General features: G+C 66.7%; 22 protein-coding genes and 1 pseudogene. 17 read left to right on the top strand and 6 right to left on the bottom strand.

The annotated features are described in order from the left end of the window. Positions 1-43: 43 nt before the first annotated feature. The 7 genes from rpsL to VXD91_RS30050 all read left to right on the top strand — a co-directional run bounded on the left by rpsL (position 44) and on the right by VXD91_RS30050 (position 7073). Positions 44-418: a 30S ribosomal protein S12 gene (gene rpsL / locus VXD91_RS30080; RefSeq protein WP_020101371.1), complete on the top strand. Its 375-nt coding sequence runs from the start codon at positions 44-46 to the stop codon at positions 416-418. After that, entirely contained in the window at positions 418-888 is a 471-nt protein-coding gene (gene rpsG / locus VXD91_RS30075) for a 30S ribosomal protein S7 (protein WP_020101372.1), read from the top strand. The genes rpsL and rpsG overlap by 1 nt, the downstream gene beginning before the upstream one ends. Positions 889-998: 110 nt before the next feature. Beyond that, positions 999-3101: an elongation factor G gene (gene fusA / locus VXD91_RS30070; protein ID WP_226519511.1), complete on the top strand. Its 2103-nt coding sequence runs from the start codon at positions 999-1001 to the stop codon at positions 3099-3101. A 90-nt stretch (positions 3102-3191) separates the two neighbouring features. Further along, positions 3192-4382, top strand: a complete 1191-nt coding sequence (gene tuf / locus VXD91_RS30065) for an elongation factor Tu (RefSeq protein ID WP_061001884.1) — start codon at positions 3192-3194, stop codon at positions 4380-4382. Positions 4383-4529: 147 nt separating this feature from the next. Further along, positions 4530-5249, top strand: a complete 720-nt coding sequence (locus VXD91_RS30060) for a protein phosphatase 2C domain-containing protein (protein ID WP_061001881.1) — start codon at positions 4530-4532, stop codon at positions 5247-5249. A 52-nt stretch (positions 5250-5301) separates the two neighbouring features. Continuing rightward, the gene (locus tag VXD91_RS30055) at positions 5302-6129 is read left to right on the top strand and encodes an SHOCT domain-containing protein (RefSeq protein ID WP_061001879.1); all 828 of its coding nucleotides are present in this window, start codon (positions 5302-5304) and stop codon (positions 6127-6129) included. 92 nt (positions 6130-6221) lie between these two features. Next, positions 6222-7073: a mycofactocin-coupled SDR family oxidoreductase gene (locus VXD91_RS30050; protein ID WP_110783770.1), complete on the top strand. Its 852-nt coding sequence runs from the start codon at positions 6222-6224 to the stop codon at positions 7071-7073. A 1-nt stretch (position 7074) separates the two neighbouring features. Here the strand turns inward: VXD91_RS30050 and VXD91_RS30045 are convergent, their stop codons facing one another. From VXD91_RS30045 to ddaH, 3 genes are read right to left on the bottom strand one after another with little or no spacing between them, the layout of a single operon-like run. After that, positions 7075-7842, bottom strand: a complete 768-nt coding sequence (locus VXD91_RS30045; protein ID WP_346417096.1) for a hypothetical protein — start codon at positions 7840-7842, stop codon at positions 7075-7077. A 9-nt stretch (positions 7843-7851) separates the two neighbouring features. After that, entirely contained in the window at positions 7852-9090 is a 1239-nt protein-coding gene (gene rocD / locus VXD91_RS30040; RefSeq protein ID WP_061001871.1) for an ornithine--oxo-acid transaminase, read from the bottom strand. Next, positions 9084-9962 carry a dimethylargininase gene (gene ddaH / locus VXD91_RS30035; RefSeq protein WP_204158326.1) on the bottom strand — a complete coding sequence of 293 codons (879 nt, stop codon included), beginning with the start codon at positions 9960-9962 and terminating at the stop codon, positions 9084-9086. The genes rocD and ddaH overlap by 7 nt, the downstream gene beginning before the upstream one ends. Before the next feature lie 121 nt (positions 9963-10083). On the opposite strand from ddaH, the gene VXD91_RS30030 reads away from it, so the two are divergent. The 7 genes and pseudogenes from VXD91_RS30030 to narI all read left to right on the top strand — a co-directional run. Next, on the top strand, positions 10084-10545 hold the full coding sequence (locus tag VXD91_RS30030; RefSeq protein ID WP_061001868.1) for an Lrp/AsnC family transcriptional regulator: 462 nt from the start codon (positions 10084-10086) through the stop codon (positions 10543-10545). Positions 10546-10622: 77 nt separating this feature from the next. Further along, a complete protein-coding gene (locus tag VXD91_RS30025; RefSeq protein WP_346417095.1) occupies positions 10623-11798 on the top strand; it encodes an FAD-dependent oxidoreductase in 1176 nt (391 codons plus the stop codon). A 73-nt stretch (positions 11799-11871) separates the two neighbouring features. Beyond that, positions 11872-12927: a tellurite resistance/C4-dicarboxylate transporter family protein gene (locus tag VXD91_RS30020; protein ID WP_064857482.1), complete on the top strand. Its 1056-nt coding sequence runs from the start codon at positions 11872-11874 to the stop codon at positions 12925-12927. A 103-nt stretch (positions 12928-13030) separates the two neighbouring features. Next, positions 13031-16717 carry a nitrate reductase subunit alpha gene (locus VXD91_RS30015; RefSeq protein ID WP_064857483.1) on the top strand — a complete coding sequence of 1229 codons (3687 nt, stop codon included), beginning with the start codon at positions 13031-13033 and terminating at the stop codon, positions 16715-16717. Beyond that, positions 16714-18372: a nitrate reductase subunit beta gene (narH, locus tag VXD91_RS30010; protein WP_064857484.1), complete on the top strand. Its 1659-nt coding sequence runs from the start codon at positions 16714-16716 to the stop codon at positions 18370-18372. Before VXD91_RS30015 ends, narH begins: the two co-directional genes overlap by 4 nt. Next, positions 18369-19022, top strand: coding sequence for a nitrate reductase molybdenum cofactor assembly chaperone (gene narJ / locus VXD91_RS30005; RefSeq protein WP_064857485.1), 654 nt, complete (start codon positions 18369-18371; stop codon positions 19020-19022). Before narH ends, narJ begins: the two co-directional genes overlap by 4 nt. A 1-nt stretch (position 19023) precedes the next feature. Beyond that, a pseudogene (gene narI, locus VXD91_RS30000) lies at positions 19024-19749 on the top strand (respiratory nitrate reductase subunit gamma); the annotation flags it as partial. A gap of 56 nt (positions 19750-19805) precedes the next feature. Here narI and VXD91_RS29995 read toward each other — a convergent pair. The 3 genes from VXD91_RS29995 to mftR form a co-directional block, all read right to left on the bottom strand. Next, positions 19806-21077: a VOC family protein gene (locus VXD91_RS29995; RefSeq protein ID WP_064857491.1), complete on the bottom strand. Its 1272-nt coding sequence runs from the start codon at positions 21075-21077 to the stop codon at positions 19806-19808. A 2-nt stretch (positions 21078-21079) separates the two neighbouring features. Further along, entirely contained in the window at positions 21080-21595 is a 516-nt protein-coding gene (locus tag VXD91_RS29990; protein ID WP_110766917.1) for a sigma-70 family RNA polymerase sigma factor, read from the bottom strand. Positions 21596-21698: 103 nt separating this feature from the next. After that, positions 21699-22331, bottom strand: coding sequence for a mycofactocin system transcriptional regulator (gene mftR / locus VXD91_RS29985; RefSeq protein ID WP_293017615.1), 633 nt, complete (start codon positions 22329-22331; stop codon positions 21699-21701). 101 nt (positions 22332-22432) lie between these two features. Between mftR and mftA the strand changes: the two genes are divergently transcribed. From mftA to mftC, 3 genes are read left to right on the top strand one after another with little or no spacing between them, the layout of a single operon-like run. After that, positions 22433-22528, top strand: a complete 96-nt coding sequence (gene mftA, locus VXD91_RS29980) for a mycofactocin precursor MftA (RefSeq protein WP_020101386.1) — start codon at positions 22433-22435, stop codon at positions 22526-22528. Further along, entirely contained in the window at positions 22513-22902 is a 390-nt protein-coding gene (mftB, locus tag VXD91_RS29975; RefSeq protein ID WP_207546880.1) for a mycofactocin biosynthesis chaperone MftB, read from the top strand. Before mftA ends, mftB begins: the two co-directional genes overlap by 16 nt. Then, positions 22899-24089, top strand: coding sequence for a mycofactocin radical SAM maturase (gene mftC, locus VXD91_RS29970; RefSeq protein WP_346417094.1), 1191 nt, complete (start codon positions 22899-22901; stop codon positions 24087-24089). The genes mftB and mftC overlap by 4 nt, the downstream gene beginning before the upstream one ends. The last annotated feature ends 2 nt before the right edge of the window (positions 24090-24091 follow it).

The following is a 24091-nucleotide window of genomic DNA, read 5'->3' as shown; positions in this document are numbered from 1 at the left end:
AGACTTAAAACCGCAGTACGAACGCAACACAGAAAGCCGATAGATGCCAACCATCAACCAGCTGGTCCGCAAGGGTCGCCACGACAAGACCGCCAAGGTCAAGACCGCGGCGCTCAAGGGCAGCCCGCAGCGTCGTGGTGTGTGCACCCGCGTGTACACCACCACCCCCAAGAAGCCGAACTCGGCGCTGCGCAAGGTCGCCCGTGTGAAGCTGACGAGCCAGGTTGAGGTCACGGCCTACATCCCGGGTGAAGGCCACAACCTGCAGGAGCACTCGATGGTGCTCGTGCGCGGCGGTCGTGTGAAGGACCTCCCCGGTGTGCGTTACAAGATCATCCGCGGCTCGCTGGACACCCAGGGTGTCAAGAACCGCAAGCAGGCACGCAGCCGTTACGGCGCCAAGAAGGAGAAGAGCTAATGCCACGCAAGGGCCCCGCGCCGAAGCGGCCGCTGGTCAACGACCCGGTCTACGGTTCGCAGCTGGTCACCCAGCTCGTCAACAAGGTGCTGCTGGACGGCAAGAAGTCGCTGGCCGAGCGCATCGTCTACGGCGCCCTTGAGCAGGCTCGTGAGAAGACCGGCACCGACCCCGTCGTGACGCTGAAGCGTGCCATGGACAACGTCAAGCCGTCCCTCGAGGTCCGCAGCCGCCGCGTCGGTGGCGCGACCTACCAGGTGCCGGTCGAGGTTCGTCCGGACCGGTCGACCACCCTGGCGCTGCGCTGGCTGGTCAGCTTCTCGAAGGCTCGCCGCGAGAAGACCATGGTCGAGCGCCTGGCCAACGAAATCCTGGACGCCAGCAATGGCCTGGGTGCCGCCGTCAAGCGACGCGAGGACACCCACAAGATGGCCGAGGCGAACCGGGCCTTCGCGCACTACCGCTGGTGACTCAATCGCCGGCCGCCAATGTCGGCGGCCGGCGCATCTGATTCACAACTGACCGCCCTCCCGGGCGACGCGGATTTACTTAAAGCAACTGAAAGAGTGGGAATCTAGCCGTGGCACAGGACGTGCTGACCGACCTGAACAAGGTCCGCAACATCGGCATCATGGCGCACATCGACGCCGGCAAGACGACGACGACCGAGCGCATCCTCTTCTACACCGGTATCTCGTACAAGATCGGTGAGGTCCATGACGGCGCGGCCACCATGGACTGGATGGAGCAGGAGCAGGAGCGTGGTATCACCATCACCTCCGCTGCCACCACCTGTTTCTGGAACGACAACCAGATCAACATCATCGACACCCCGGGCCACGTCGACTTCACCGTCGAGGTGGAGCGTTCGCTGCGCGTGCTCGACGGTGCCGTTGCCGTCTTCGACGGCAAGGAAGGCGTGGAGCCGCAGTCCGAGCAGGTGTGGCGCCAGGCCGACAAGTACGACGTGCCGCGTATCTGCTTCGTCAACAAGATGGACAAGCTGGGCGCCGACTTCTACTTCTCGGTCCAGACCATGAAGGACCGCCTGGGCGCGAACGTCATCCCGATTCAGCTGCCCATCGGCTCCGAGGGTGACTTCGAGGGCATCGTCGACCTGGTCGAGATGAAGGCCAAGGTCTGGCGCGGCGAGACCAAGCTCGGTGAGAAGTACGAGACCATCGACATCCCGGCCGACCTGCAGGAGAAGGCCGAGGAGTACCGCACCGCGATGATCGAGGCGGTCGCCGAGACCGACGAGGCGCTGCTGGAGAAGTACCTGGGCGGCGAAGAGCTGACCATCGATGAGATCAAGGGCGGTCTGCGCAAGCTGACCGTCACCAGCGCCGCCTACCCGGTGCTGTGTGGTTCCGCGTTCAAGAACAAGGGTGTGCAGCCCATGCTCGACGCGGTCATCGACTACCTCCCGACCCCGCTGGACGTGCCGGCCGCCGAAGGCCACGTCCCGGGCAAGGAAGACGAGATCATCTCGCGCAAGCCGTCGGCCGACGAGCCGTTCTCGGGCCTGGCGTTCAAGGTCGCCACGCACCCGTTCTTCGGCAAGCTGACCTACGTCCGCGTCTACTCGGGCAAGGTCGACTCCGGTGCCCAGGTCATCAACTCGACCAAGGGCAAGAAGGAGCGTCTGGGCAAGCTGTTCCAGATGCACTCCAACAAGGAGAACCCGGTCGAGTCGGCTGCCGCCGGTCACATCTACGCGGTCATCGGCCTCAAGGACACCACCACCGGTGACACCCTGTGCGACCCGAGCAACCAGATCGTCCTGGAGTCCATGACCTTCCCGGACCCGGTTATCGAGGTGGCCATCGAGCCGAAGACCAAGAGCGACCAGGAGAAGCTGGGCACCGCGATCCAGAAGCTGGCCGAAGAGGACCCGACCTTCAAGGTGCACCTGGACCAGGAGACCGGCCAGACCGTCATCGGCGGTATGGGCGAGCTCCACCTGGACATCCTGGTCGACCGCATGCGTCGCGAGTTCAAGGTCGAGGCCAACGTCGGTAAGCCGCAGGTCGCGTACCGCGAGACCATCCGCAAGGCCGTGCAGAACGTGGAGTACACCCACAAGAAGCAGACCGGTGGTTCGGGCCAGTTCGCGAAGGTCATCATCAACGTCGAGCCCTTCATCGGCGAAGACGGTGCGACCTACGAATTCGAGAACAAGGTCACCGGTGGCCGTATCCCGCGTGAGTACATCCCGTCGGTGGATGCCGGTGCGCAGGACGCGATGCAGTACGGCATCCTGGCCGGCTACCCGCTGGTCAACCTGAAGGTGACGCTGCTCGACGGCGCCTACCACGACGTCGACTCGTCGGAAATGGCCTTCAAGGTCGCCGGTTCGCAGGCACTGAAGAAGGCTGCGTCTGCGGCGCAGCCGGTCATCCTGGAACCGATCATGGCCGTCGAGGTCACCACGCCCGAGGATTACATGGGCGACGTGATCGGCGACCTGAACTCCCGCCGTGGCCAGATCCAGGCCATGGAGGAGCGCAGTGGTGCTCGTGTCGTCAAGGCACAGGTTCCGCTGTCCGAAATGTTCGGCTACGTCGGCGACCTCCGGTCGAAGACCCAGGGCCGGGCGAACTACTCCATGGTGTTCGACTCGTACGCCGAAGTTCCGGCGAACGTGTCGAAGGAGATCATCGCCAAGGCGACGGGCCAGTAGTCTCTGTCCCGTTCTGCTGCGGCAGACCACATAACTGAACACATCAAAACTGCTTAACCAAAGCACCAACAAGTCCAGGAGGACACAGAAGTGGCGAAGGCGAAGTTCGAGCGGACGAAGCCGCACGTCAACATCGGGACCATCGGTCACGTTGACCACGGCAAGACCACGCTGACTGCAGCAATCACCAAGGTTCTGCACGACAAGTACCCCGATTTGAACGAATCGCGCGCATTCGACCAGATCGACAACGCGCCCGAGGAGCGTCAGCGCGGTATCACCATCAACATCTCGCATGTTGAGTACCAGACCGACAAGCGCCACTACGCCCACGTGGACGCCCCCGGTCACGCTGACTACATCAAGAACATGATCACCGGTGCCGCCCAGATGGACGGCGCAATCCTCGTGGTCGCCGCCACCGACGGCCCGATGCCGCAGACCCGTGAGCACGTGCTGCTCGCCCGCCAGGTCGGCGTGCCCTACATCCTCGTCGCGCTGAACAAGTCCGACATGGTTGAGGACGAGGAGCTGCTGGAGCTCGTCGAGATGGAGGTCCGGGAGCTGCTGTCGGCTCAGGACTTCGACGAGGAGGCCCCCGTGGTCCGCGTCTCGGCGCTGAAGGCGCTCGAGGGCGACCCGACCTGGGTCAAGTCCGTCGAGGAGCTCATGGAGGCCGTCGACGAGTCCATCCCGGACCCGGTTCGCGAGACCGACAAGCCGTTCCTGATGCCCGTTGAGGACGTCTTCACCATCACCGGTCGTGGCACCGTGGTGACCGGCCGTGTCGAGCGTGGCGTGATCAACGTCAACGAAGAGGTCGAGATCGTCGGCATCCGCCCGACCACGACCAAGACCACCGTCACCGGTGTCGAGATGTTCCGCAAGCTGCTCGACCAGGGCCAGGCCGGCGACAACGTCGGTCTGCTGGTTCGTGGTATCAAGCGCGAAGAGGTCGAGCGTGGCCAGGTCGTCGTGAAGCCCGGCACCACCACCCCGCACACCGAGTTCGAGGGCAGCGTCTACATCCTGTCCAAGGACGAGGGCGGCCGCCACACGCCGTTCTTCAACAACTACCGTCCGCAGTTCTACTTCCGTACCACGGACGTGACCGGCGTGGTTACCCTGCCCGAGGGCACCGAGATGGTCATGCCCGGTGACAACACCGACATCTCCGTCGTGCTGATCCAGCCGGTCGCCATGGACGAGGGTCTGCGTTTCGCCATCCGTGAGGGCGGTCGTACCGTCGGCGCGGGTCGCGTTACCAAGATCATCAAGTGATCTAGCTTCACCAAGCGGAGCGCCGCTCACCTTCGGGTGGGCGGCGCTTTGTTTTGCGATGAGAAAGAGGTGTCGACGCGTGGTACTTGCAGGCAAGATGGCAGGATCGTTCGCGATGGAGGGGAACGCGATGAGGGGTGGCCTGTCGTGCGGGTGAACGTGCGGGCATTCACCGACACCGGATTACGGCGCAAGCGCAACGAAGATGCCGTGATGGTCGGCGGCTGGGTCAGTCAGACGCACAACGGTGTCCTGGTGGAGATGCGGATGCAGCCGGGCTCCCCGTTCGTCTGCGCGGTGTGCGACGGCATGGGCGGCCACGTCGGCGGCGACGTCGCGAGCCGGACGGCGCTGAGCATGATTGCGACGATGTCGCCGGGCTGGACCGGTGGCGACGACATCACGTCGTCGCTGTCGTACGTCAGCGACTGGCTGTGCGACATGGGCCGCGACACCGAACTGGCCGGGATGGGTACGACCATCGCCGGGGTCTGCCTGACGGCCGACGAGGTGATCGTCTTCAACGTCGGGGACAGCCGGGTGTACTCGGTCGCGGGGGAGACGCTGACCCAGGTGTCGGTCGACGACGCCGTCCTCGACGCCGCGGGCCGGCCCACCAACATCATCACGCAGTCGCTGGGACAGGGTGTGCCCATCGTGCCGCACCTGACCGCGACACCGTTGCAGCCGGGCAGCTACCTGATGTGCTCGGACGGTGTGCACGGCCAGATGGAGCACCACGATCTGCAGGCGGCCACCGCGTGCAACGACCGTGGCGACGGTTCGGCCATCATCATCGGGACCGCCCGGGCCAACGGCGCCGCCGACAATTTCTCGTTCGTCCTGTTGGACGTCCTCGGCGACTGAGCCGCACTAGAGTCTCTCGCAGCGGTTCAGCTGATCAAGGAGCGTGGCTGACATGTTGGTGCGTTATCTCAAGGCTCAGGCCATGGTGCTGCTGTGCGGCGGGTTGGTGGGCCCGATCTTCCTGGCGGTGTACTTCTTCTCCGGCCAGGACGAGTTGCTGAAGTGGATGTTCTGGGCGGGTCTGCTGGTGACGGCCATCGATGTGCTGGTCGCCTTGGGGCTGGCGGGCTTCGGTCAGATGCGGTCGGCGGAGCTCGAGCAACTCGAGGCCGGCGGGGTACTGGGGCTGGCGGAGGTGACCGGGATCGGTGAGACCGGTACCCGGGTGAACGACCAGCCACTGGTGAAACTGAATCTGCAGATCTCGGGGCCGGGCCTGGCGCCCTTCCAAGCGCAGGACAAGGTGCTGGCCTCGGTGAGCCGGCTGCCGATGATCACGGCCCGCAAGCTCGTCGTACTGGTCGATCCGGCGACCAACAAGTTCCACATCGACTGGCAGCGAAGCGCTTTGGTGTCGGGCATGATGCCGGTCCGGCTGACGTCGGAGCAGGACGGCCGGACGTATGACCTGACGGGACAGTCGGGTCCGATCATGGCGATCCTGCAGATTCTCAAGGCCAACGGGGTGGCGCTCGAGGGCATGGCGGACCTGCGGTCGAATCCGGCCGTGCGGCAACAGGTCATGGACGTGGTCCGGCGGGCGACGGCCGCCGAGCGGGAGCCGGCCGCAGCGCCCGCGGCGGCGGCACCTGTCGTGCCGCCGGCACCGGCGCCGTCGACCGCACAGCGGCTGCAGGAGATCGAGACGCTGCGCGCCATGGGCACCATCAGCGAGGCCGAGTACACCGCCAAGCGCGCTCAGATCATCGCCGAGCTGTAGCCATCCCGGTCTCCGGACATTGTTAGAACACGTTTCAGTTTTGCTGCTAGCCTGGCTAAGAACTCGCGCGAACTGTGATGGAAGGACTGGCAATGGCGGCAGGCGGAGCACTCGAAGGCAAAGTGGCGTTTGTTACCGGGGCCGCCCGGGGCCAGGGTCGCGCGCATGCGATCCGGTTCGCGCGCGAAGGCGCCGACGTCGTCGCCATCGACATCTGTGGTCCTGTCTCGGACACCATCACCTACCCCATGCCGACGTCGGAGGATCTCGCCGAGACCGCGCGTCTGGTCGAGGCCGAGGGCCGCAAGGTGCTCGCCCGCGAGGTCGACATCCGCGATCTCGCCGCCCAGAAGCAGGTCGTCGCCGACGCTGTCGAGCAGTTCGGCAGGCTGGACATCCTGGTGGCCAACGCGGGCGTGCTGAGCTGGGGACGGCTGTTCGAGATCGACGAAGACCAGTGGGACAGCGTCGTCAACGTCAACCTGTCCGGCACCTGGCGCACCATCCGGGCGGTGGTGCCCGCCATGATCGAGGCCGGCAATGGTGGCTCGATCATCATCGTCAGCTCGTCGGCCGGTCTGAAGGCGACGCCGGGCAACGGCCACTACGCGGCTTCCAAGTTCGGCCTCGTCGGTCTGACCAATGCCCTGGCACTCGAGGTGGGCGAGTTCGGCATCCGCGTCAACTCGATTCACCCCTACTCGATCATGACGCCCATGATCGAGCCCGAGGCCATGGGCGCGATCTTCTCCAAGTACCCGACCTACCTGCACAGCTTCGCGCCGATGCCGTACAAGCCCGTCGCGCACGACGGCAAGGCCGGTCTGCAGGAATTCATGACGCCCGAAGAGGTCACCGATGTGGTGACGTGGTTGGCCGGCCCGGGGTCGGGGACCATCTCCGGTTCCCAGATCGCCGTCGACCGCGGCGTCATGAAGTACTGACCTACGCGGACACCTGACCGACCAGCACGTCGGCGAATTCTGTTGCGCCCGCCGAGATTCTGATCGCGGGACGGCCGCAGCCGGGCGTCGTCGTGCGTCGCAGCGTGGATTTGCCGTCGAGGTCGACGTCGACGTCGCCGGCCTTGGTGATCGTCACATCGATTGCGTGCCAGTCGTTGTCGGCCGGTGCCGGGATCGCGACCGCATCCGCGTCGGCTGGGCTGTTGATCGTGGTGAGCCCGATGGCGTAGCCGCCCGTCGTGCCGCGGACCCGTCCGGTGAACCGCAGCGAGCACGCCGGATCACCGGGCTGGATCAGTCCTGTCCATGCAGCGGGCGGGGTGCCGTGCGGGTCGAGGCGTACCGTTCGGCCGTTGTTGGTGTACGTGGCGTCGATGCCTCCGACGGGGTTCCAGGTGTTGAAGTCCGTCGGCTCCGGTGGATGAGTGGGCACGATGGTCAGGCCGTTGAACGGCGTCGGCGTCGCGGTCGACGGCGTCGCGGTCTCGTGTAGGGACTTTATGGCGACCACCGTGCCGCCTGCCACCAGGGCAAGCACGGCGAGCACCGCACCGCCGATGATCCACCATTTCCGGGCGCCGGACCGGCGCAGTGGCCCCGGATCTGTTGGCGCGTAACCGTATTGGTCGTCCACCCACAACGCCCATCCCGGTGGTGGCGGCGGCCACGACGGATCCGGCTGCCAGTCGGGCCCGGGCCGCCAGCCGGGCGGAAACGGCGGCCAGTTGGGTGGCGGATTGAAGCGCATCCTATGGGTCTACCACCGCGCGCCCGGGGGTTCGGCCAGCACCTCGGCGAATCGGTCCATCGCCCAGTCGATTTCGGCCGGGGTGATCACCAGCGGCGGGGCGAACCGCAGCGTCGGCCCGTGGGTGTCCTTGGTCAGCACACCGCGTTCGGCCAGTCGCAGGCTCGCCTCGCGGCCGGTGCCGACGGCCGGATCGAGGTCGACGCCCGCCCACAGGCCCAGCCCACGCACGGCCGTCACGCCGTGTCCGATCATCGCGGTCAGACGGGCATGCAGATGCCGGCCGAGTTCGGTTGACCTGGACTGGAATTCACCACGCTGCAGCATGCCGACCACCGTGGTGCCGATGGCCGCGGCCAGTGGATTGCCGCCGAACGTCGATCCGTGCTCGCCGGGGTGCAGCACGCCGAGCGCATCGGCGTCGGCCACCACCGCGGACAGCGGCACCACGCCGCCACCCAGTGCCTTGCCCAGTACGTAGATGTCCGGCACCACGCCCCAGTGGTCGCAGGCGAACGTGCGCCCGGTACGGGCCAGGCCGGACTGGATTTCGTCGGCGATCATCAGCACGCGGCGGTCGGTGCACAGCGCGCGCACCCGTGACAGATAGTCGTCGGGCGGCACGATGATGCCGGCCTCGCCCTGGATCGGCTCGATCAGCACCGCGACGGTGTCGTCGTCGACGGCGGCGGCGAGCGCGTCGGCGTCCCCGAACGGCACCGACCGGAAGCCCGGCGTGTACGGGCCGAAACCCTGCCGGGCCGTCTCGTCGTCGGAGAAGCTGATGATCGTCGTGGTGCGGCCGTGGAAGTTGCCCTGCGCCACGATGATGTTGGGCGCCGTCACTCCTTTGACGTCCCGGCCCCATTTGCGCGCGACCTTGATCGCACTCTCGACGGCCTCGGCGCCGCTGTTCATGGGCAGCACCAGATCCTTGCCGCACAACTGCGCGAGCGCGGCGCAGAACGGGCCCAGGCGGTCGGAGTGGAAGGCGCGACTGACCAGCGTCACGGCGTCCAGTTGGGCGTGCGCGGTCGCCAGGATTTCCGGGTTGCGGTGGCCGAAGTTGACCGCCGAATACGCGGCCAGACAGTCCAGGTAGCTGCGCCCCTCCGGATCGGTGATCCACACACCGTCGGCGGATGCCGCGACGACCGGTAGCGGGGCGTAGTTGTGCGCGGCGTAGCGGTCGTCGAGGGCGATCAGCTGAGCCGTGCTCTGCGGTGTTCCCGCAACGGCTTTCAGCATGACGTCGAGTGCACCTCCAGGGTGCAGCACTTCACCGACCCGCCGCCCTTGAGCAACTCGGACAGGTCGACACCGACGGGCCGGAAACCGGCGGCGGCGAGTTGCGCGGCGAAGCCGGTGGCCGCGGCCGGATGTACGACGTTCAGTCCGTCGGACACCGCGTTCAGGCCGAGCACGTGGGCGTCGGCGTCGGAAACCTCGATGGCACCCGGAAACATCTTGCGCAGCAACGCCACCGACGTGGCGCCGAAGGCCGGGGGATAGAACGCGATGGTCTCGTCGTCGAGGACGGCCAGTGCGGTGTCGAGGTGGTAGAAGCGGGGATTGACCAGCTGCAGACTCACCAACGGCAACCCGGACAGCTTGGCGACCTCGTCGTGCGACTGGCGGTCGGTGCGGAATCCATAGCCGGCCAGGATCTTTGATCCGATGATCAGCAGGTCGCCCTGGCCCTCGTTGGTGTGCTCGGTGTACAGCGGGCAGTAGCCGTGGTCCATCATCCAGCCGGCGTAGGCCACCGATTCTCCGGTGCGCTGCGGGTAGGTGAACCGGGCGATGATGGCCACCTTCTCGAATCCGTCGTCGAGCACCAGCCCGCCGTTGGCGGCGTACACCATGTCGGGGAGTCCGGGAATCGGGTCGACCAGTTCGACGGTGTGCCCGAGGCTCCGGTACGTGCGGACCAGCTGCTCCCACTGCCGCACCGCCAGCGCCGTGTCCACGCGGGTCGAGGTGTCCATCCACGGGTTGATCGCATACTCGACGGCGAAATGCGTCGGCCGGGTCATCACATAGTGCCGGGGGCGGGCCACCCGGTCTGGTCGCCAACCTGGATTCGGTGTCGCCATCTTGACGACATCAGTAATCGTCATAATTCGATGGTAGGAGCACTCTTGCGTGCAAGCAATCGATGCTTGTTGCGCATATGTAACAGATCTATTGTTTGATGACTCGCGATTCGACAATCTATTGCGTGAGGGAGGTGTGCGGCCGGTGGAAAGCGTCGACGAGACCGACGAGCGCATCCTCGCCGAATTGGCGGACAACGCGCGCGCCACGTTCGCCGAGATCGGTGAGCGGGTCGGCCTGTCGGCGCCGGCGGTCAAGCGGCGGGTCGACCGGCTTCTCGCCACGGGCGTCATCCGCGGTTTCACCACCGTCGTCGACCGGAACGTGATCGGTTGGGGCACAGAGGCATACGTTCAGGTGTACTGCCACGGCACCATCACGCCGGCGCAGCTGCGCGAGGCGTGGGAAGGTATCCCCGAGGTGGTCTCGGCTGCCACGGTGACGGGGACGTCCGACGCGATCCTGCATCTGATGACCCGGGACATGCGACATCTGGAGGCGGTGCTGGAGCGCATCCGTGGCAGCGCGGCCATCGAACGCAGCGAGAGCATCGTGGTGCTGTCGAACATCGTCGAGCGCAGGGTCGGCGGCTGGCGCCAGCCCTGATCCCCTGCCGGGCGTGCTGAGCAGGCAAGCACAGGGTGGCCTATCTTGCGCGGGTCGCATCGTGTAAGAAAGCCGACGTGACTACAAACGGAGGCATCGTCATTGTCGGTGGCGGTCTGGCCGCTGCACGTACCGCTGAGCAGCTGCGTAAAGCGGAGTACGCCGGGCCGATCACGCTGATCAGCGACGAGGTCCATCTGCCGTACGACCGGCCGCCACTGTCCAAGGACGTGCTGCGCGCCGAGGTCGACGACACGACGCTCAAGCCCGCCGAGTTCTACGCCGAGAACAACATCACGCTGCTGCTGGGTTCGGGCGCGGTCAAGTTGGACACCGAGGCGCAGACGGTGACGTTGGCGAACGGTGAGGTCGTCGCGTACGAGGAACTGGTCATCGCCACGGGCCTGGTGCCGCGCACCATCCCGTCGCTGCCGGACCTCGAGGGCATCCGGGTGCTGCGCACCTACGACGAGTCGCTGGCGCTGCGTGCGCACGCCGGGTCGGCCAATCGCGCCGTGGTGATCGGCGCCGGGTTCATCGGCTGCGAGGTGGCCGCCAGCCTGCGCAAGATGGGTGTCGAGGTGACGATCGTCGAGCCGCAGCCCACGCCGCTGGCATCGGTGCTCGGTACCGAGATCGGCGAGTTGGTCGCCCGGCTGCACCGCGCCGAGGGCGTCGACGTGCGCTGCGGCGTCGGCGTCACCGGCGTGACCGGCACCGGCCACGTCGAGAAGGTGCAACTGGCCGACGGCTCCGGGCTGGACGCCGACGTCGTCGTCGTCGGTATCGGTTCGCGCCCGTCGACCGACTGGCTCGACGGCAGCGGTATCGCCGTCGACAACGGCGTCGTGTGCGACGCCGCCGGCCGTACCAGCGCGCCGAACGTGTGGGCGATCGGTGACGTCGCCTCGTGGCGTGACGTGGCGGGACATCAAGTGCGGGTGGAACATTGGAGCAATGTGGCCGAGCAGGCGCGGGTCATCGTGCCGGCGATGCTGGGCCAGGATGCCACCGCCGCCGTGGTCGTGCCCTACTTCTGGAGCGACCAGTACGACGTCAAGATCCAGTGCCTGGGTGAGCCCAAGGCCGGCGACACCGTGCACATCATCGAAGACGACGGCCGCAAGTTCCTGGCGTTCTACGAGCGCGACGGCCTGGTGAGCGGCGTCGTCGGTGGCGGCATGCCGGGCAAGGTAATGAAGAACCGGGCCAAGATCGCCAACGCCGTCCCGATCGCCGACGTCCTGGGCTGACGTTCTTCGCGATTTGTGCACGAAAATCCGCGTTCAGCGCGGGAAATCGTGCACAAATCGCGAGAATCACGGCATGACTACTGAGGCGCGGGCCGGGGGGCTTCGCGAGGCGCTGCGCACGCTCGAACCTGGTTACTTCGCCGTCGTGATGGCGACGGGCATCGTCTCGACCGCGATGCACGCGCACCGTCTCGAGTTCATCTCGGCGCTGCTGCTGTGGATCGCGGGGATCGCCTACGTCGTACTGGTGGCCGGCAATCTCGCGCGAATCATGTTGTTCGGGCGCGATTTTCGGGCCGATCTGGCCGATCCGCAGCGTAGCTTCACGACATTCACCTTTGTCGCGGGCACCAACGTGCTCGGTACCCGGTTGCTGGCCGACGGACATGTCGGGCCGGCGGTCTGGCTGTTGGGCGTCGGGTTTGTGTCCTGGCTGGTCCTGGGATACCTGATTCCGTGGACCGCCGTGCTCGGTCATCCGGAGGGGCCGACGTTGTCGCGGGTGAACGGGACGTGGTTCCTGGCGGTGGTTGCCAGTCAGTCGGTTGCGGTGCTGGCGGCCGCGCTGCAACCGGTGCTCGGTTCCTGGCACCGGGAGCTGGCGCTGTTAGCGGTGGTGTGTTGGTCGGTCGGCGGCTTTCTGTATGCGGCCGCGGCCATCCTGGTCGCCGTGCGAATGCTGTTGTACCCCGTCAGCGCGCAGGAACTCACGCCGCCATATTGGATTGCCATGGGTGCCACAGCAATCACCGTGTTGGCCGGTGCCCGGATGGTGCAGATGGTCGACACCCCACTGATCGCGGCGACGCGTGAGCTGATCGCCGGGGTGGCGGTGTTGTTCTTCGGCTTCGGGACATGGCTGATCCCGGCGTTGATCGCCGCCGGTTTCTGGCGGCACGTGATCCAGCGGGTGCCGTTGAACTACGTCACTGCCTTGTGGAGCATGGTGTTCCCGTTGGGCATGTACGGCGTGGCCGGGCATTTCCTCGGCCTGGCCGACGATGTGCCCGCGCTCGTCGTGTTCGGTGACGCCGAGGGCTGGATTGCTCTGGGTGCCTGGACTGCGACATTCCTGGCGATGGTCTGGCATCTGCTGGCCGCCGGGTTGCGGGGACGAACGGCGAAATAGCCGGAACTTGCTGCGGTCTACTACTTTTCGGGTTATCGGGCCCCTCGGCGGGCATTTCCATCAAATTCACACCCACGCAGAAAAGTCGTGCTTGTCTGGGTAGGTGGGCAAGTCCGAAGCGCGTAGCGGGGGCCGGATCGAGGAATTGCTGATCGAGAGCGCCCGGTTCTTCCCGGGCGGCGCGGTTTCCGAAGATCTGCGCAGTGTCACTCGGCAGGGCGGTCGCGAGGGCGACGTGTTCTATCGCGACCGGTGGAGCCACGACAAGGTGGTGCGTTCCACCCACGGCGTCAACTGCACCGGGTCGTGCTCGTGGAAGGTGTACGTCAAGGACGGCATCATCACCTGGGAGACGCAGGAGACCGACTATCCGTCGGTGGGGCCGGACCGTCCGGAGTACGAGCCACGGGGCTGCCCGCGCGGCGCGGCGTTCTCCTGGTACACCTATTCACCCACCAGGGTGCGCTACCCGTACGCCCGCGGCCTGCTGGTCGACATGTATCGGGAGGCCAAGGCGCGCCTGGGTGATCCGGTGTTGGCCTGGGCCGATATTCAGGCTGACCCGGTCCGCCGCCGGCGTTACCAGCAGGCGCGTGGCAAAGGCGGTCTGGTTCGCGTCAGTTGGGCGGAGGCGACGGAGATGATCGCCGCGGCGCACGTGCACACCATCAAGGAATACGGGCCGGACCGCGTTGCCGGCTTCTCACCGATCCCGGCGATGTCGATGGTGTCGTTCGCCGCCGGTTCGCGCTTCATCCAACTGCTCGGTGGCGCGATGACGTCGTTCTACGACTGGTACGCCGACCTGCCGGTGGCGTCGCCGCAGGTATTCGGCGACCAGACCGACGTGCCGGAGTCCGGGGACTGGTGGGACGCTGCGTATTTGATGTTGTGGGGCTCCAACGTACCGGTGACCCGTACCCCTGATGCGCACTGGATGGCCGAGGTGCGGTACCGGGGCACCAAGGTGGTGACGGTCAGCCCGGACTACGCCGACAACACCAAGTTCGCCGACGAGTGGATGCCGTGCGCGGCCGGCACCGATGGTGCGCTGGCGATGGCGATGGGCCACGTCATCTTGTCGGAATGCTTTGTCCAGAACCGGGTTCCGTTCTTCGTGGACTACGTCCGCCAGTTCACCGACCTGCCGTTCCTGGTCAGGCTCGAAGAGCGCGACGGGCACCTGGTGCCGGGCAAGAACCTGACCGCGGCCGACCTCGGCTACGACGTGGAGAACGCTCAGTTCAAGCCGGCACTGCTCGACGGCGCCAGCAACAGTGTCGCGATTCCGCAGGGCTCGTTGGGTTTCCGGTACGGCGACGACGGCGTCGGCAAATGGAACCTGGACCTGGAGGGGCTGGTGCCGGCGCTGACGGTGGCCGACGAAGCGGGGGAGACCGCCGAGGTGACCCTGCCCCGATTCGACACCCTCGACGGGCACGGCGAGACGCTGCGCCGCGGGGTGCCGGTGCGCCGGGTGGGCGAACACCTGGTGTGCACGGTCTTCGACCTGATGCTGGCCCAGTACGGGGTGGCGCGCCCCGGCCTGCCGGGCGACTGGCCCGCCGGCTACGACGACGCCACCCGGCCGTGCACCCCGGCATGGCAGGAATCGATCACGGGAGTGCCTGCGGCGCAGGCGATCCGGGTGGCCCGGGAGTTCGCCCGTAACGCCGAGGAATCCGGCGGACGGTCGATGATCATCATGGGCGCCGGCATCTGCCAGTGGTTCCACGCCGACGCGACCTACCGTGCCGTGCTGTCGCTGCTGCTGCTCACCGGTTCGATGGGCCGCAACGGCGGCGGCTGGGCGCACTACGTGGGCCAGGAGAAATGCCGGCCCGTGACCGGGTGGGCCCACATGGCCAATGCGCTGGACTGGTCCCGCCCGCCGCGGCAGATGCCGGGGACGTCGTACTGGTACGTGCACGCTGACCAGTGGCGCTACGACGGCTACCGTGCCGACGCGCTGTCCAGCCCGGTGGGTCGGAACCTGTTCAGCGGCAAGCACACCATGGATGTGCTGGCGTCGTCGACGGCCATGGGCTGGAATCCGTTCTACCCACAGTTCGATCGGTCGAGCCTGGACCTCGCCGACGAGGCCAAGGCGGCCGGGGCGGACATCCCCGGCTACGTGGCCGGGCAATTGGCGACCGGCGAACTGAAGTTGGCGATCACCGATCCGGACAATCCGAAGAACTGGCCGCGGGTGCTCAGCGTGTGGCGGGCCAATCTGCTGGGCTCGTCGAGCAAGGGCAACGAATACTTCCTGAAGCACCTGCTGGGCACCGATTCGAACCTGCAGGCACGGCCGACACCGGAAGCGGTGCGGCCCAGGGACATTGCGTGGCCCGATGACATCCCGGAGGGCAAGCTCGATCTGCTGATGTCGATCGATTTCCGGATGACCTCGACGACCATGCTCTCCGACGTGGTGCTGCCCGCGGCGACCTGGTACGAGAAGGCCGATCTGTCCAGCACCGACATGCACCCGTTCGTGCACGCGTTCACCCCGGCCATCGACCCACCGTGGGAAACCCGGTCGGACTATGAGGCGTTCGGGGCGATCGCCCGGACCTTCAGCGCCTTGGCGCGCACGCATCTGGGGACCCGCACCGATGTGGTGATGGGTGCGTTTCAGCACGACACCCCGGGAGCCATGGCGTATCCCGGTGGGGTGCAGAAGGATTGGCGGGAGACCGGCGAGGTTCCGGTACCCGGCAAGACGATGGCGCCGTTGGTCGTGGTCGAGCGGGACTACGGTGCGGTCGCCGAGAAGTGGTCGACGCTCGGCCCGCTGGTGGACACCCTGGGCCTGACGACCAAGGGCGTCACCACCATCCCCGACCACGAGGTGGCCGAGTTGGCCGCTAAGTTCGGGGTGATGGATTCCGGTGCGGGCCAAGGCCGTCCGGCGATCACGACGGCCGAGCGTATGGCCGACGTCATCCTGGCGCTCTCGGGCACGACCAACGGGCGGCTGGCGGTCGAGGGCTTCAAGGCACTGGAACGGCGTACCGGGCAACCGCTGGTGCATCTGGCCGAGGGCAGTGAAGAGAAGCGCGTCACCTATGCCGATGCGCAGGCCCGTCCGGTCCCGGTGATCACCAGCCCGGAGTGGTCCGGCAGCGAGACCGGTGGCCGCCGCTACGCGCCGTTCACCGTGAACATCGAACAGCTCAAGCCGTTCCACACCCTCACCGGGCGCATGCATTTCTACCTGGACCACGACTGGCTGGAGGAGCTCGGCGAGCAGCTTCCGACCTACCGGCCGCCGCTGGACATGGCGCGGCTGTTCGGTGAACCCGCGCTGGGGTCGACGGACGGTGTCGGGCTGACGGTCCGGTACGTGACGCCGCACTCCAAATGGTCGATCCACTCGGAGTACCAGGACAACCTGTTCATGCTGTCGCTGTCGCGCGGCGGTCCGACCATGTGGATGAGTCCACAGGACGCCGCGAAAATTCAAGTGCAGGACAATGATTGGGTCGAGGCGGTGAACCGCAACGGCGTCGTCGTGTGCCGGGCCATCGTCTCGCACCGGATGCCCGAGGGGCTGGTGTACGTCTACCACGCCCAGGAACGCACCATCGACGTGCCACTCACCGAGACCACCGGAAAGCGCGGCGGCATTCACAACTCGCTGACCCGACTGCACATCAAGCCCACCCACCTCGCGGGCGGTTACGCGCAGAACACCTACGCATTCAACTATCTCGGTCCCACCGGAAATCAGCGTGACGAGGTCACGGTGGTGCGCCGCCGCAGCCAGGAGGTGACGTACCAGTGAAAGTCATGGCCCAGATGGCGATGGTGATGAATCTGGACAAATGCATCGGCTGCCACACGTGTTCGGTCACGTGCAAGCAGGCCTGGACCAACCGGCCCGGCACCGAGTACGTCTGGTTCAACAATGTGGAAACCCGTCCCGGGCAAGGGTATCCGCGGACGTATCAGGATCAGGAGAAGTGGCGCGGCGGCTGGGTACGGGACAAGAAGGGGCGACTGCGGTTACGCGACGGTGGCCGGTTCGCCAAGCTCGCCCGGATTTTCGCCAATCCCAAACTGCCGGCGATCGACGACTACTACGAACCGTGGACCTACGACTACGAGAACCTGACATCGGCGCCGTTGGGGGAGCAGATGCCCGTCGCCCCGCCGCGCAGCCTGATCAGTGGCAAGCCGATGAAGGTGTCGTGGTCGGCGAACTGGGACGACAACCTGGGCGGGTCGACCGAGATCGTGCCGGGTGATCCGGTGCTGCAGAAGGTCTCCGAACAGGTCAAGCTCGAACTCGAGCAGACGTTCATGTTCTACCTGCCCCGGATCTGTGAGCACTGCCTGAACCCGGCGTGTGTGGCGTCGTGCCCGTCGGGTGCCATGTACAAGCGCGCCGAGGACGGCATCGTGCTGGTGGACCAGGACCGGTGCCGCGGCTGGCGGATGTGCGTGTCCGGATGTCCTTACAAGAAGGTGTATTTCAACCACAAGACCGGCAAAGCCGAGAAGTGCACCTTGTGCTATCCGCGCCTCGAGGTGGGGCTGCCGACGGTGTGTTCGGAGACCTGCGTCGGCCGGCTGCGCTACCTCGGCCTGGTGCTGTACGACATGGACCGGGTGCTCGCCGCCGCCTCGGTCGAGGACGACAAGGACCTGTACCCCGCGCAGCGCGACATCCTGCTGGACCCGCACGATCCGGCGGTGATCGCCGGTGCCCGGGCCTCGGGCATCTCCGACGAATGGATCGAGGCCGCCCAGCGGTCGCCGATCTACGCGTTGATCCAGACGTATCAGGTCGCGCTGCCGCTGCATCCGGAGTTCCGCACGGTGCCGATGGTCTGGTACATCCCGCCGCTGTCACCGGTGGTCGATGCCGTCAGCCGGGACGGCCATGACGGTGAGGACGTCGGCAACCTGTTCGGGGCCATCGACGCGCTGCGGATCCCCATGGAGTATCTGGCCGGGCTGTTCACCGCGGGCGACGTCGAGGTGGTCGACGGCGTCCTCAAACGGTTGGCGGCCATGCGGTCGTACATGCGTGACATCAATCTGGGCCGCGAGACGCAGCCGCACATCCCGCAGTCCGTCGGGATGACCGAAGAAGAGATGTACAACATGTACCGGCTGCTCGCGATCGCGAAATACGATGAGCGGTACGTGATTCCGACGGCCTACAGCGCCGAGTTGCCCGGGGTCGAGGAACCCGGGTGCTCGTTGTCGTTCGACGGTGGCCCCGGGATGTACGAGTCCGGCCCGTTCGGCGAGACCAGCGGCATGCCGGTGCCGGTGGCGGTCGAGACCTTCCATGCGCTGCAACACCGGCAGACCAGTGAACACATGGCAGCCAACGAGCGGCGGCCCTCGCGGGTCAACCTGCTGAACTGGGACGGACGCGGGGTGCCGTCGGGCATGTTCCCGAATGGGCGGGACGGGCAGCCGCAATGAAATTGCGGGCTCGAGACCGAACTCTGGCCGACCGGTTGGTGTGGCAGTCGGCGTCCCTGCTGCTGACCTACCCGGACCAGCAGTGGGCGCAGCGCCTGGACACGGTGGATCGGCTGCGGGCCGGTATCACCGGTCAGGCCGCGGCGCTGCTCGCCGAATCCGTGGCGGCGCTGCGCCATGCGGACCCGGCGCAGGCCGCCTACGACTACGTCGAAACCTTCGATCTGCACAAGCGGACCACCATGTACCTGACCTACTGGACCGCCGGTGACACGCGCAATCGGGGCAGCCACATGCATGCTTTCGTCGCGGCATATCACGATGCCGGTGTCCCGGCCCCGAAAGACGAAGCGCCCGACCACCTTCCGGTGGTGCTGGAGTTCGCCGCCACCGTGGACCCGGATGCGGGACGGCGGCTGCTGGCCGCCCATCAGGTGCCCATGCGGGTGTTGCTCGATGCGCTGACGGCGCGGGGCTCGGCCTACGCCCCGGCCGTCGCGGCGGTGTGCGCGACGCTACCGGTGCCGACCGAGCGGGACGTACAGCGCGCCCAGCGGCTGACGGCGGGCGGTGCCCCGGCGGAAGCCGTTGGGCTGGAACCGTTCACTTTGACTGTGCCGCCTCGTCGGGCGGCGGGAGGAAGTCGCTGAGATGGGCAAGGTCTTCTGGGATGTCGTCCCGTACGTGACGCTGGCGATCGTCGCCGTCGGCAGCTGGTGGCGGTACCGCTACGACAAGTTCGGCTGGACCACCCGCTCGTCACAGCTGTACGAGTCGCGGCTGCTGCGCATCGCCAGCCCGATGTTCCACTTCGGCATCCTGGTGGTGATCGTGGGCCACGCGATCGGTCTGCTGATTCCCCAATCCTGGACCACCGCAGTCGGTCTCAGCGAGCACGCCTATCACGTGCAGGCCGTGCTGCTGGGCTTCCCGGCGGGCCTCGCGACGTTGACCGGTATCGCATTGCTGGTCTATCGCCGCCGAACCACCGGTCCGGTGTTCCTGGCGACCACCATCAACGACAAGGTGATGTACGTCTTCCTGGTGGCCGCGATTGCGGCCGGCCTGACCGCGACGACGTTGGGGTCGGGCCTGTTCGGTGAGGCCTACAACTACCGCGAGTCCATCTCGATCTGGTTCCGCTCGATCTGGGTGTTCCAGCCCCGCGGCGACCTCATGAAGGAGGTGCCGGTGTACTACCAGTTGCATGTCGTGATCGGGTTGGCCTTGTTCTGCCTGTGGCCATTCACCCGGTTGGTGCATGTGTTCAGTGCGCCGATCGGCTACCTGTTCCGGCCGTACATCGTCTACCGCACCCGCGACGCCGCCCGCGGCACGGAACTGATCGGCTCCCAGCCGCACCGCCGCGGCTGGTAGCCAGGGATTTGTGCACGAAAATCCGCGGCCGGCGCGGATTTTCGTGCACAAATCCCTCAGGAACCGAGGTAGAAGCGCGCGCCCTGATCGTCGGCGCACAGCGCTGACATGCCGTACGGCTGCCGGGTCGGCTCGTCGATGACCGTGCCGCCGGCTTCGCGGACCCGCGTCACCGCGGCGTCGACGTCGGTGACGGTCCACATCGGCACCGCCGCGGTGCGTGCGGCGCCGCCGGCGACACCCGACATCGGCTGGCATTCCTGCACCGCCCACCCGTCGTCGATCCGGCCGGGTTCGAACGTCCAGCCCAGCACCGCGCCATAGAACTCCTTGAACGCGGCCGAGTCGGGCACCTGGTAGGTCAGATACGAAAGTTCGCCTGGCCCTGCACCGTTCAGCTCGGGTCGCGCAATGCCCGGCACCGGTTGGAACACCGCGAAGTCGGTGCCCTGCGCATCGGTGGCGTCGAGCGTCGCGCCCCACGGGTGCACTTCAGGTGTGCCCACCTGACCGCCGGCGGCCAGGATCGCCTGCCGCGCCGCGTCGATGTCGCGTACCGCGTAGCAGCAGAACACCGTCTGCGGGCCGGTGGTCTGGAAGATGCCGGTGTGCATCCGGTTGTTGCTGACCTTGTGCGAACCCGTCTCGTAGACCCAGCCGAGGACGTGTCCGTAGAAGGCGGCAGCGCGCGCGGCGTCGGGCGTCTGCACCGAGACGTAGCCGATGTCGCCGTGCTGGATCGGTGTGTTGACGCCGGGGACCGGGCCGGTGAGCATCCAGCGGTGCCCGAACGGGTCGATCACCACCGCGGTCCGTGAGCCGTGCGCCTCGTACGGTTCCCGCTGTACCTGCGCACCGCGCTGCCGGGCCTGTGCCAGGGCGGCGTCGGTATCGGGCACCGCGAGCATCAGGCTCACCGAAACCGACTGGGGTGCTGGTGCTTTCAGTCCGATCTCGGGGAACTCGTCGGCGAGGTAGAGGACACCGCCGGCCAGCGCCAGCTCGGCGTGCCCGATTCGGCCGTCGTCCATGACGATCGGGTCCCCGGCGACGACGGCACCCAGCGCGTCGACGTACCAGCCGATCGCGGCCCGCGCGTCGGCCACGGCGAGATAGGGCAGGGCCGCGGGCCGGGGCACATCGACCGCAGCGGCGGCGGGGGTGTTCAGTTCGGCGATGGCAGCATCGGTGCCACTCATGACAACTCCTTTCGGCAGGGTGACGGCGGCTTCCAGGCGCTCGCGCAGTCGGGCCGCGAAAGCCGGGTCCGGTTGCACGGGGTGTTCACCGCCGGCCAGGACCGTCAGGGGGTCGTGACTGTTGTGCATGGTCATGACGCACCTCCGTCCTGGTATTCGGTCTTGAATGCCCTTCGGGCTCGAACGAGCAGGGCCTCGGTGGCGTGCACGGTGCGTCCGATCAGCTCGGCGCATTCGGGCACGGGGCGGTCATACAGATATCGCAGTGTCAGCACCATGCGGTGCTGTTCGGGCAACCGGGCCAGCGCGGCCTCGGCAACGATGCGGTCCAGCTCGGCGTCCCAGTCGTCGAAAGGCTCTGCGGGCTCGGGTGTTTCGGGTACGGGGACGGTGAAGCGGTCGTGTCTGCGCCGGTAGTGGTCGGCCAGTTTGTGCCGGGCCACGCCGATCAACCAGGGCACCGAGATCGCCGGTGGCGAGTCCCGGCGGGCGGCGTCCATCGCCGCCAGAAACGTCTCCGACGTCAGGTCTTCCGCGGTGCCCCGATCACCGCAGCGCCGCACGAAGTAGCCGTAGACGACGGGCAGTGCCGAGTCGTACAGCGCCAGTAGCGTCTGCGGAGCATCACCGTCTGATTCGCCCCTCACACCCTTATCGTCGCGCCGGGCGTCTATTTTCCGACGCCCCAACCGCAACTTCTTGTGATTTGTGCACGGTTTTCCGCGCTGACCGCGGAAAACCGTGCACAAATCACACGGCGCCGATGCCCTCGCGGACGATGTCGAAGGCTTCGCCCAGGGCATCGGGCAGTGAGACGGTCTCGTCGGCGAGCCATTGTTCGTAGGCGGTCAACGCCACCCCGAGCACCGTCCACGCCACTGTCTGCGGCACCAGCGCCGTCGGCTTGGTGTCCAGCCGGCGTGCGACGAACGCCGCGATCACGCCGCGCCAGCCGGCGTACATCGTCATCGAGTAGGCCTGCAGCGCGTCGGTCTGCAGGATCACCTGCATCCGGCGCCGGTGCCGGGGTGTCTCGGATTCATCAAAGCTGTTGAATTCCAACAACGCCGACCGCAGCGCGGCGTCCATCGGTACGTCGTGGGGGACGGCATTCAACAGGTCCCGCAGCTCGGTCAGGCTCGCGTCGAAGTCGGCCCAGGGGATGGCATTCTTCGACGAGAAGTACCGGAAGAGGGTGCGCCGGGAGATCCCGGCGGCATGGGCGACGTCATCGACGCTGACGTCGTCGAAGCCGCGGGTCGCGAACAGCTCGAGCGCCACGTGGGTGATGTGGTCGCGCGTGGTGGAGCGGCGACGGCCCACCCGGCCGTGCTGGGGAGCGGTCCCGGTATCGCGCGCGGGACGCTCCGTCTCGGTCCTCATCAGACCCGCCCTTCCTTTTCGGCACTCGATGCCATATTCTTGCGACTTGGATCACAGTTGTCGAGGCCCGACAACTGCCACGGTAGCGAAAGGGGCGATCCATGGACTCGAATCAGCAGGCGAATTCCGATACCGAACTGGTCACCGAGACTCTGGTCGAAGAGGTCTCGATCGACGGTATGTGCGGGGTCTACTGACCGTGTCTGCACCAGCCGCGGCCCGGACCGGGCCCGCAGGAGCCGGATTTCCGGCTCCGCCGGAGGGAGCCTTCGATCCGGACCGCGGCTGGCGGCTGCACCACCAGGTCGCCGTCCGCCCCGAACCGTTCGGCGCGCTGCTGTATCACTTTGGTACGCGCAAACTTTCGTTCCTGAAGAACCGCATCATCGTCGAGATCGTCAACTCGTTGGCCGACCACCCGGACGTCCGCAGCGCGTGTCGCGCCGCCGGTATCGACGATGACCAGCAGGGTCCGTATCTGCACGCCTTCGGCGTGCTGGTGCAGTCCAAGATGCTGGTGCCCGCCGAAGAAAACAGCGAAAACAGCCCAGAAGGATCCATCGCTCCATGACCGCAACGGCACCTGTGCCCCGGCTGATCGAGCAGTTCGAGCACGGCCTCGACGCGCCCATCTGCCTCACCTGGGAACTGACCTACGCCTGCAACCTGTCCTGCGTGCACTGCCTGTCGTCGTCGGGCAAGCGCGACCCGCGGGAGCTGAGCACGCAGCAGTGCAAGGACATCATCGACGAGCTCGAGCGCATGCAGGTGTTCTACGTGAACATCGGCGGCGGTGAGCCGACGGTGCGGTCGGACTTCTGGGAGCTCGTCGACTACGCCACCGAGCACCACGTCGGCGTCAAGTTCTCCACCAACGGCGTGCGGATCGACGAGGCGGTCGCCGCCAAGCTGGCCGCGAGTGACTATGTGGACGTTCAGATTTCGCTGGACGGCGCCACCGCGGAGATCAACGACGCGGTGCGCGGACCGGGTTCGTTCGCCATGGCGATCCGGGCCCTGGAGAACCTGAAGGCGGCGGGCTTCAAGGACGCCAAGATCTCGGTCGTGGTGACCCGGCACAACGTCGACCAGCTCGACGACTTCAAGGCGCTGGCCGACAACTACGGCGCCACCCTGCGCATCACCCGGCTGCGTCCGTCGGGCCGCGGCGCCGACGTGTGGGACGACCTGCACCCCACCGCCGAGCAGCAGGTGCAGCTGTACAACTGGCTGGTCGCCAAGGGGGAGCGGGTGCTCACCGGTGACTCGTTCTTCCACCTGTCGGGCCTCGGCGAGCCTGGTGCGCTGGCCGGCCTGAACCTGTGCGGCGCCGGTCGCGTCGTGTGCCTGATCGACCCCGTGGGCGACGTCTACGCCTGCCCGTTCGCCATCCACGAGCGCTTTCTGGCCGGAAACATCCAGAGCGATAACGGTTTCCAGGACGTCTGGCAGAACGCGCCGTTGTTCCGCGAGCTCCGGGAGCCGCAGTCCGCCGGTGCGTGCAGCAGTTGCGGGCACTACGACAGCTGCCGCGGCGGCTGCATGGCGGCCAAGTTCTTCACCGGCCTGCCCATGGACGGCCCGGACCCCGAGTGCGTGCAGGGCTACGGCGAGCCCGCCCTGGCGCTCGACCGCGACAAGCCCAAGTCGCACCTCGACCATTCCCGCAGTGGCGGTCGCAAAGGACCCGTCCCACTCAAGCTGCTGGCCATGCCGGCCAAGGCTCCCCAGAAGTTCTGTAACGAAAGTCCTGTCTAGAT

Origin of the sequence: Mycobacterium sp. SM3041 (assembly GCF_039668335.1) — a bacterium.
GTDB lineage: Bacteria > Actinomycetota > Actinomycetes > Mycobacteriales > Mycobacteriaceae > Mycobacterium.
This window is presented reverse-complemented; position numbering and strand designations above follow the sequence as displayed.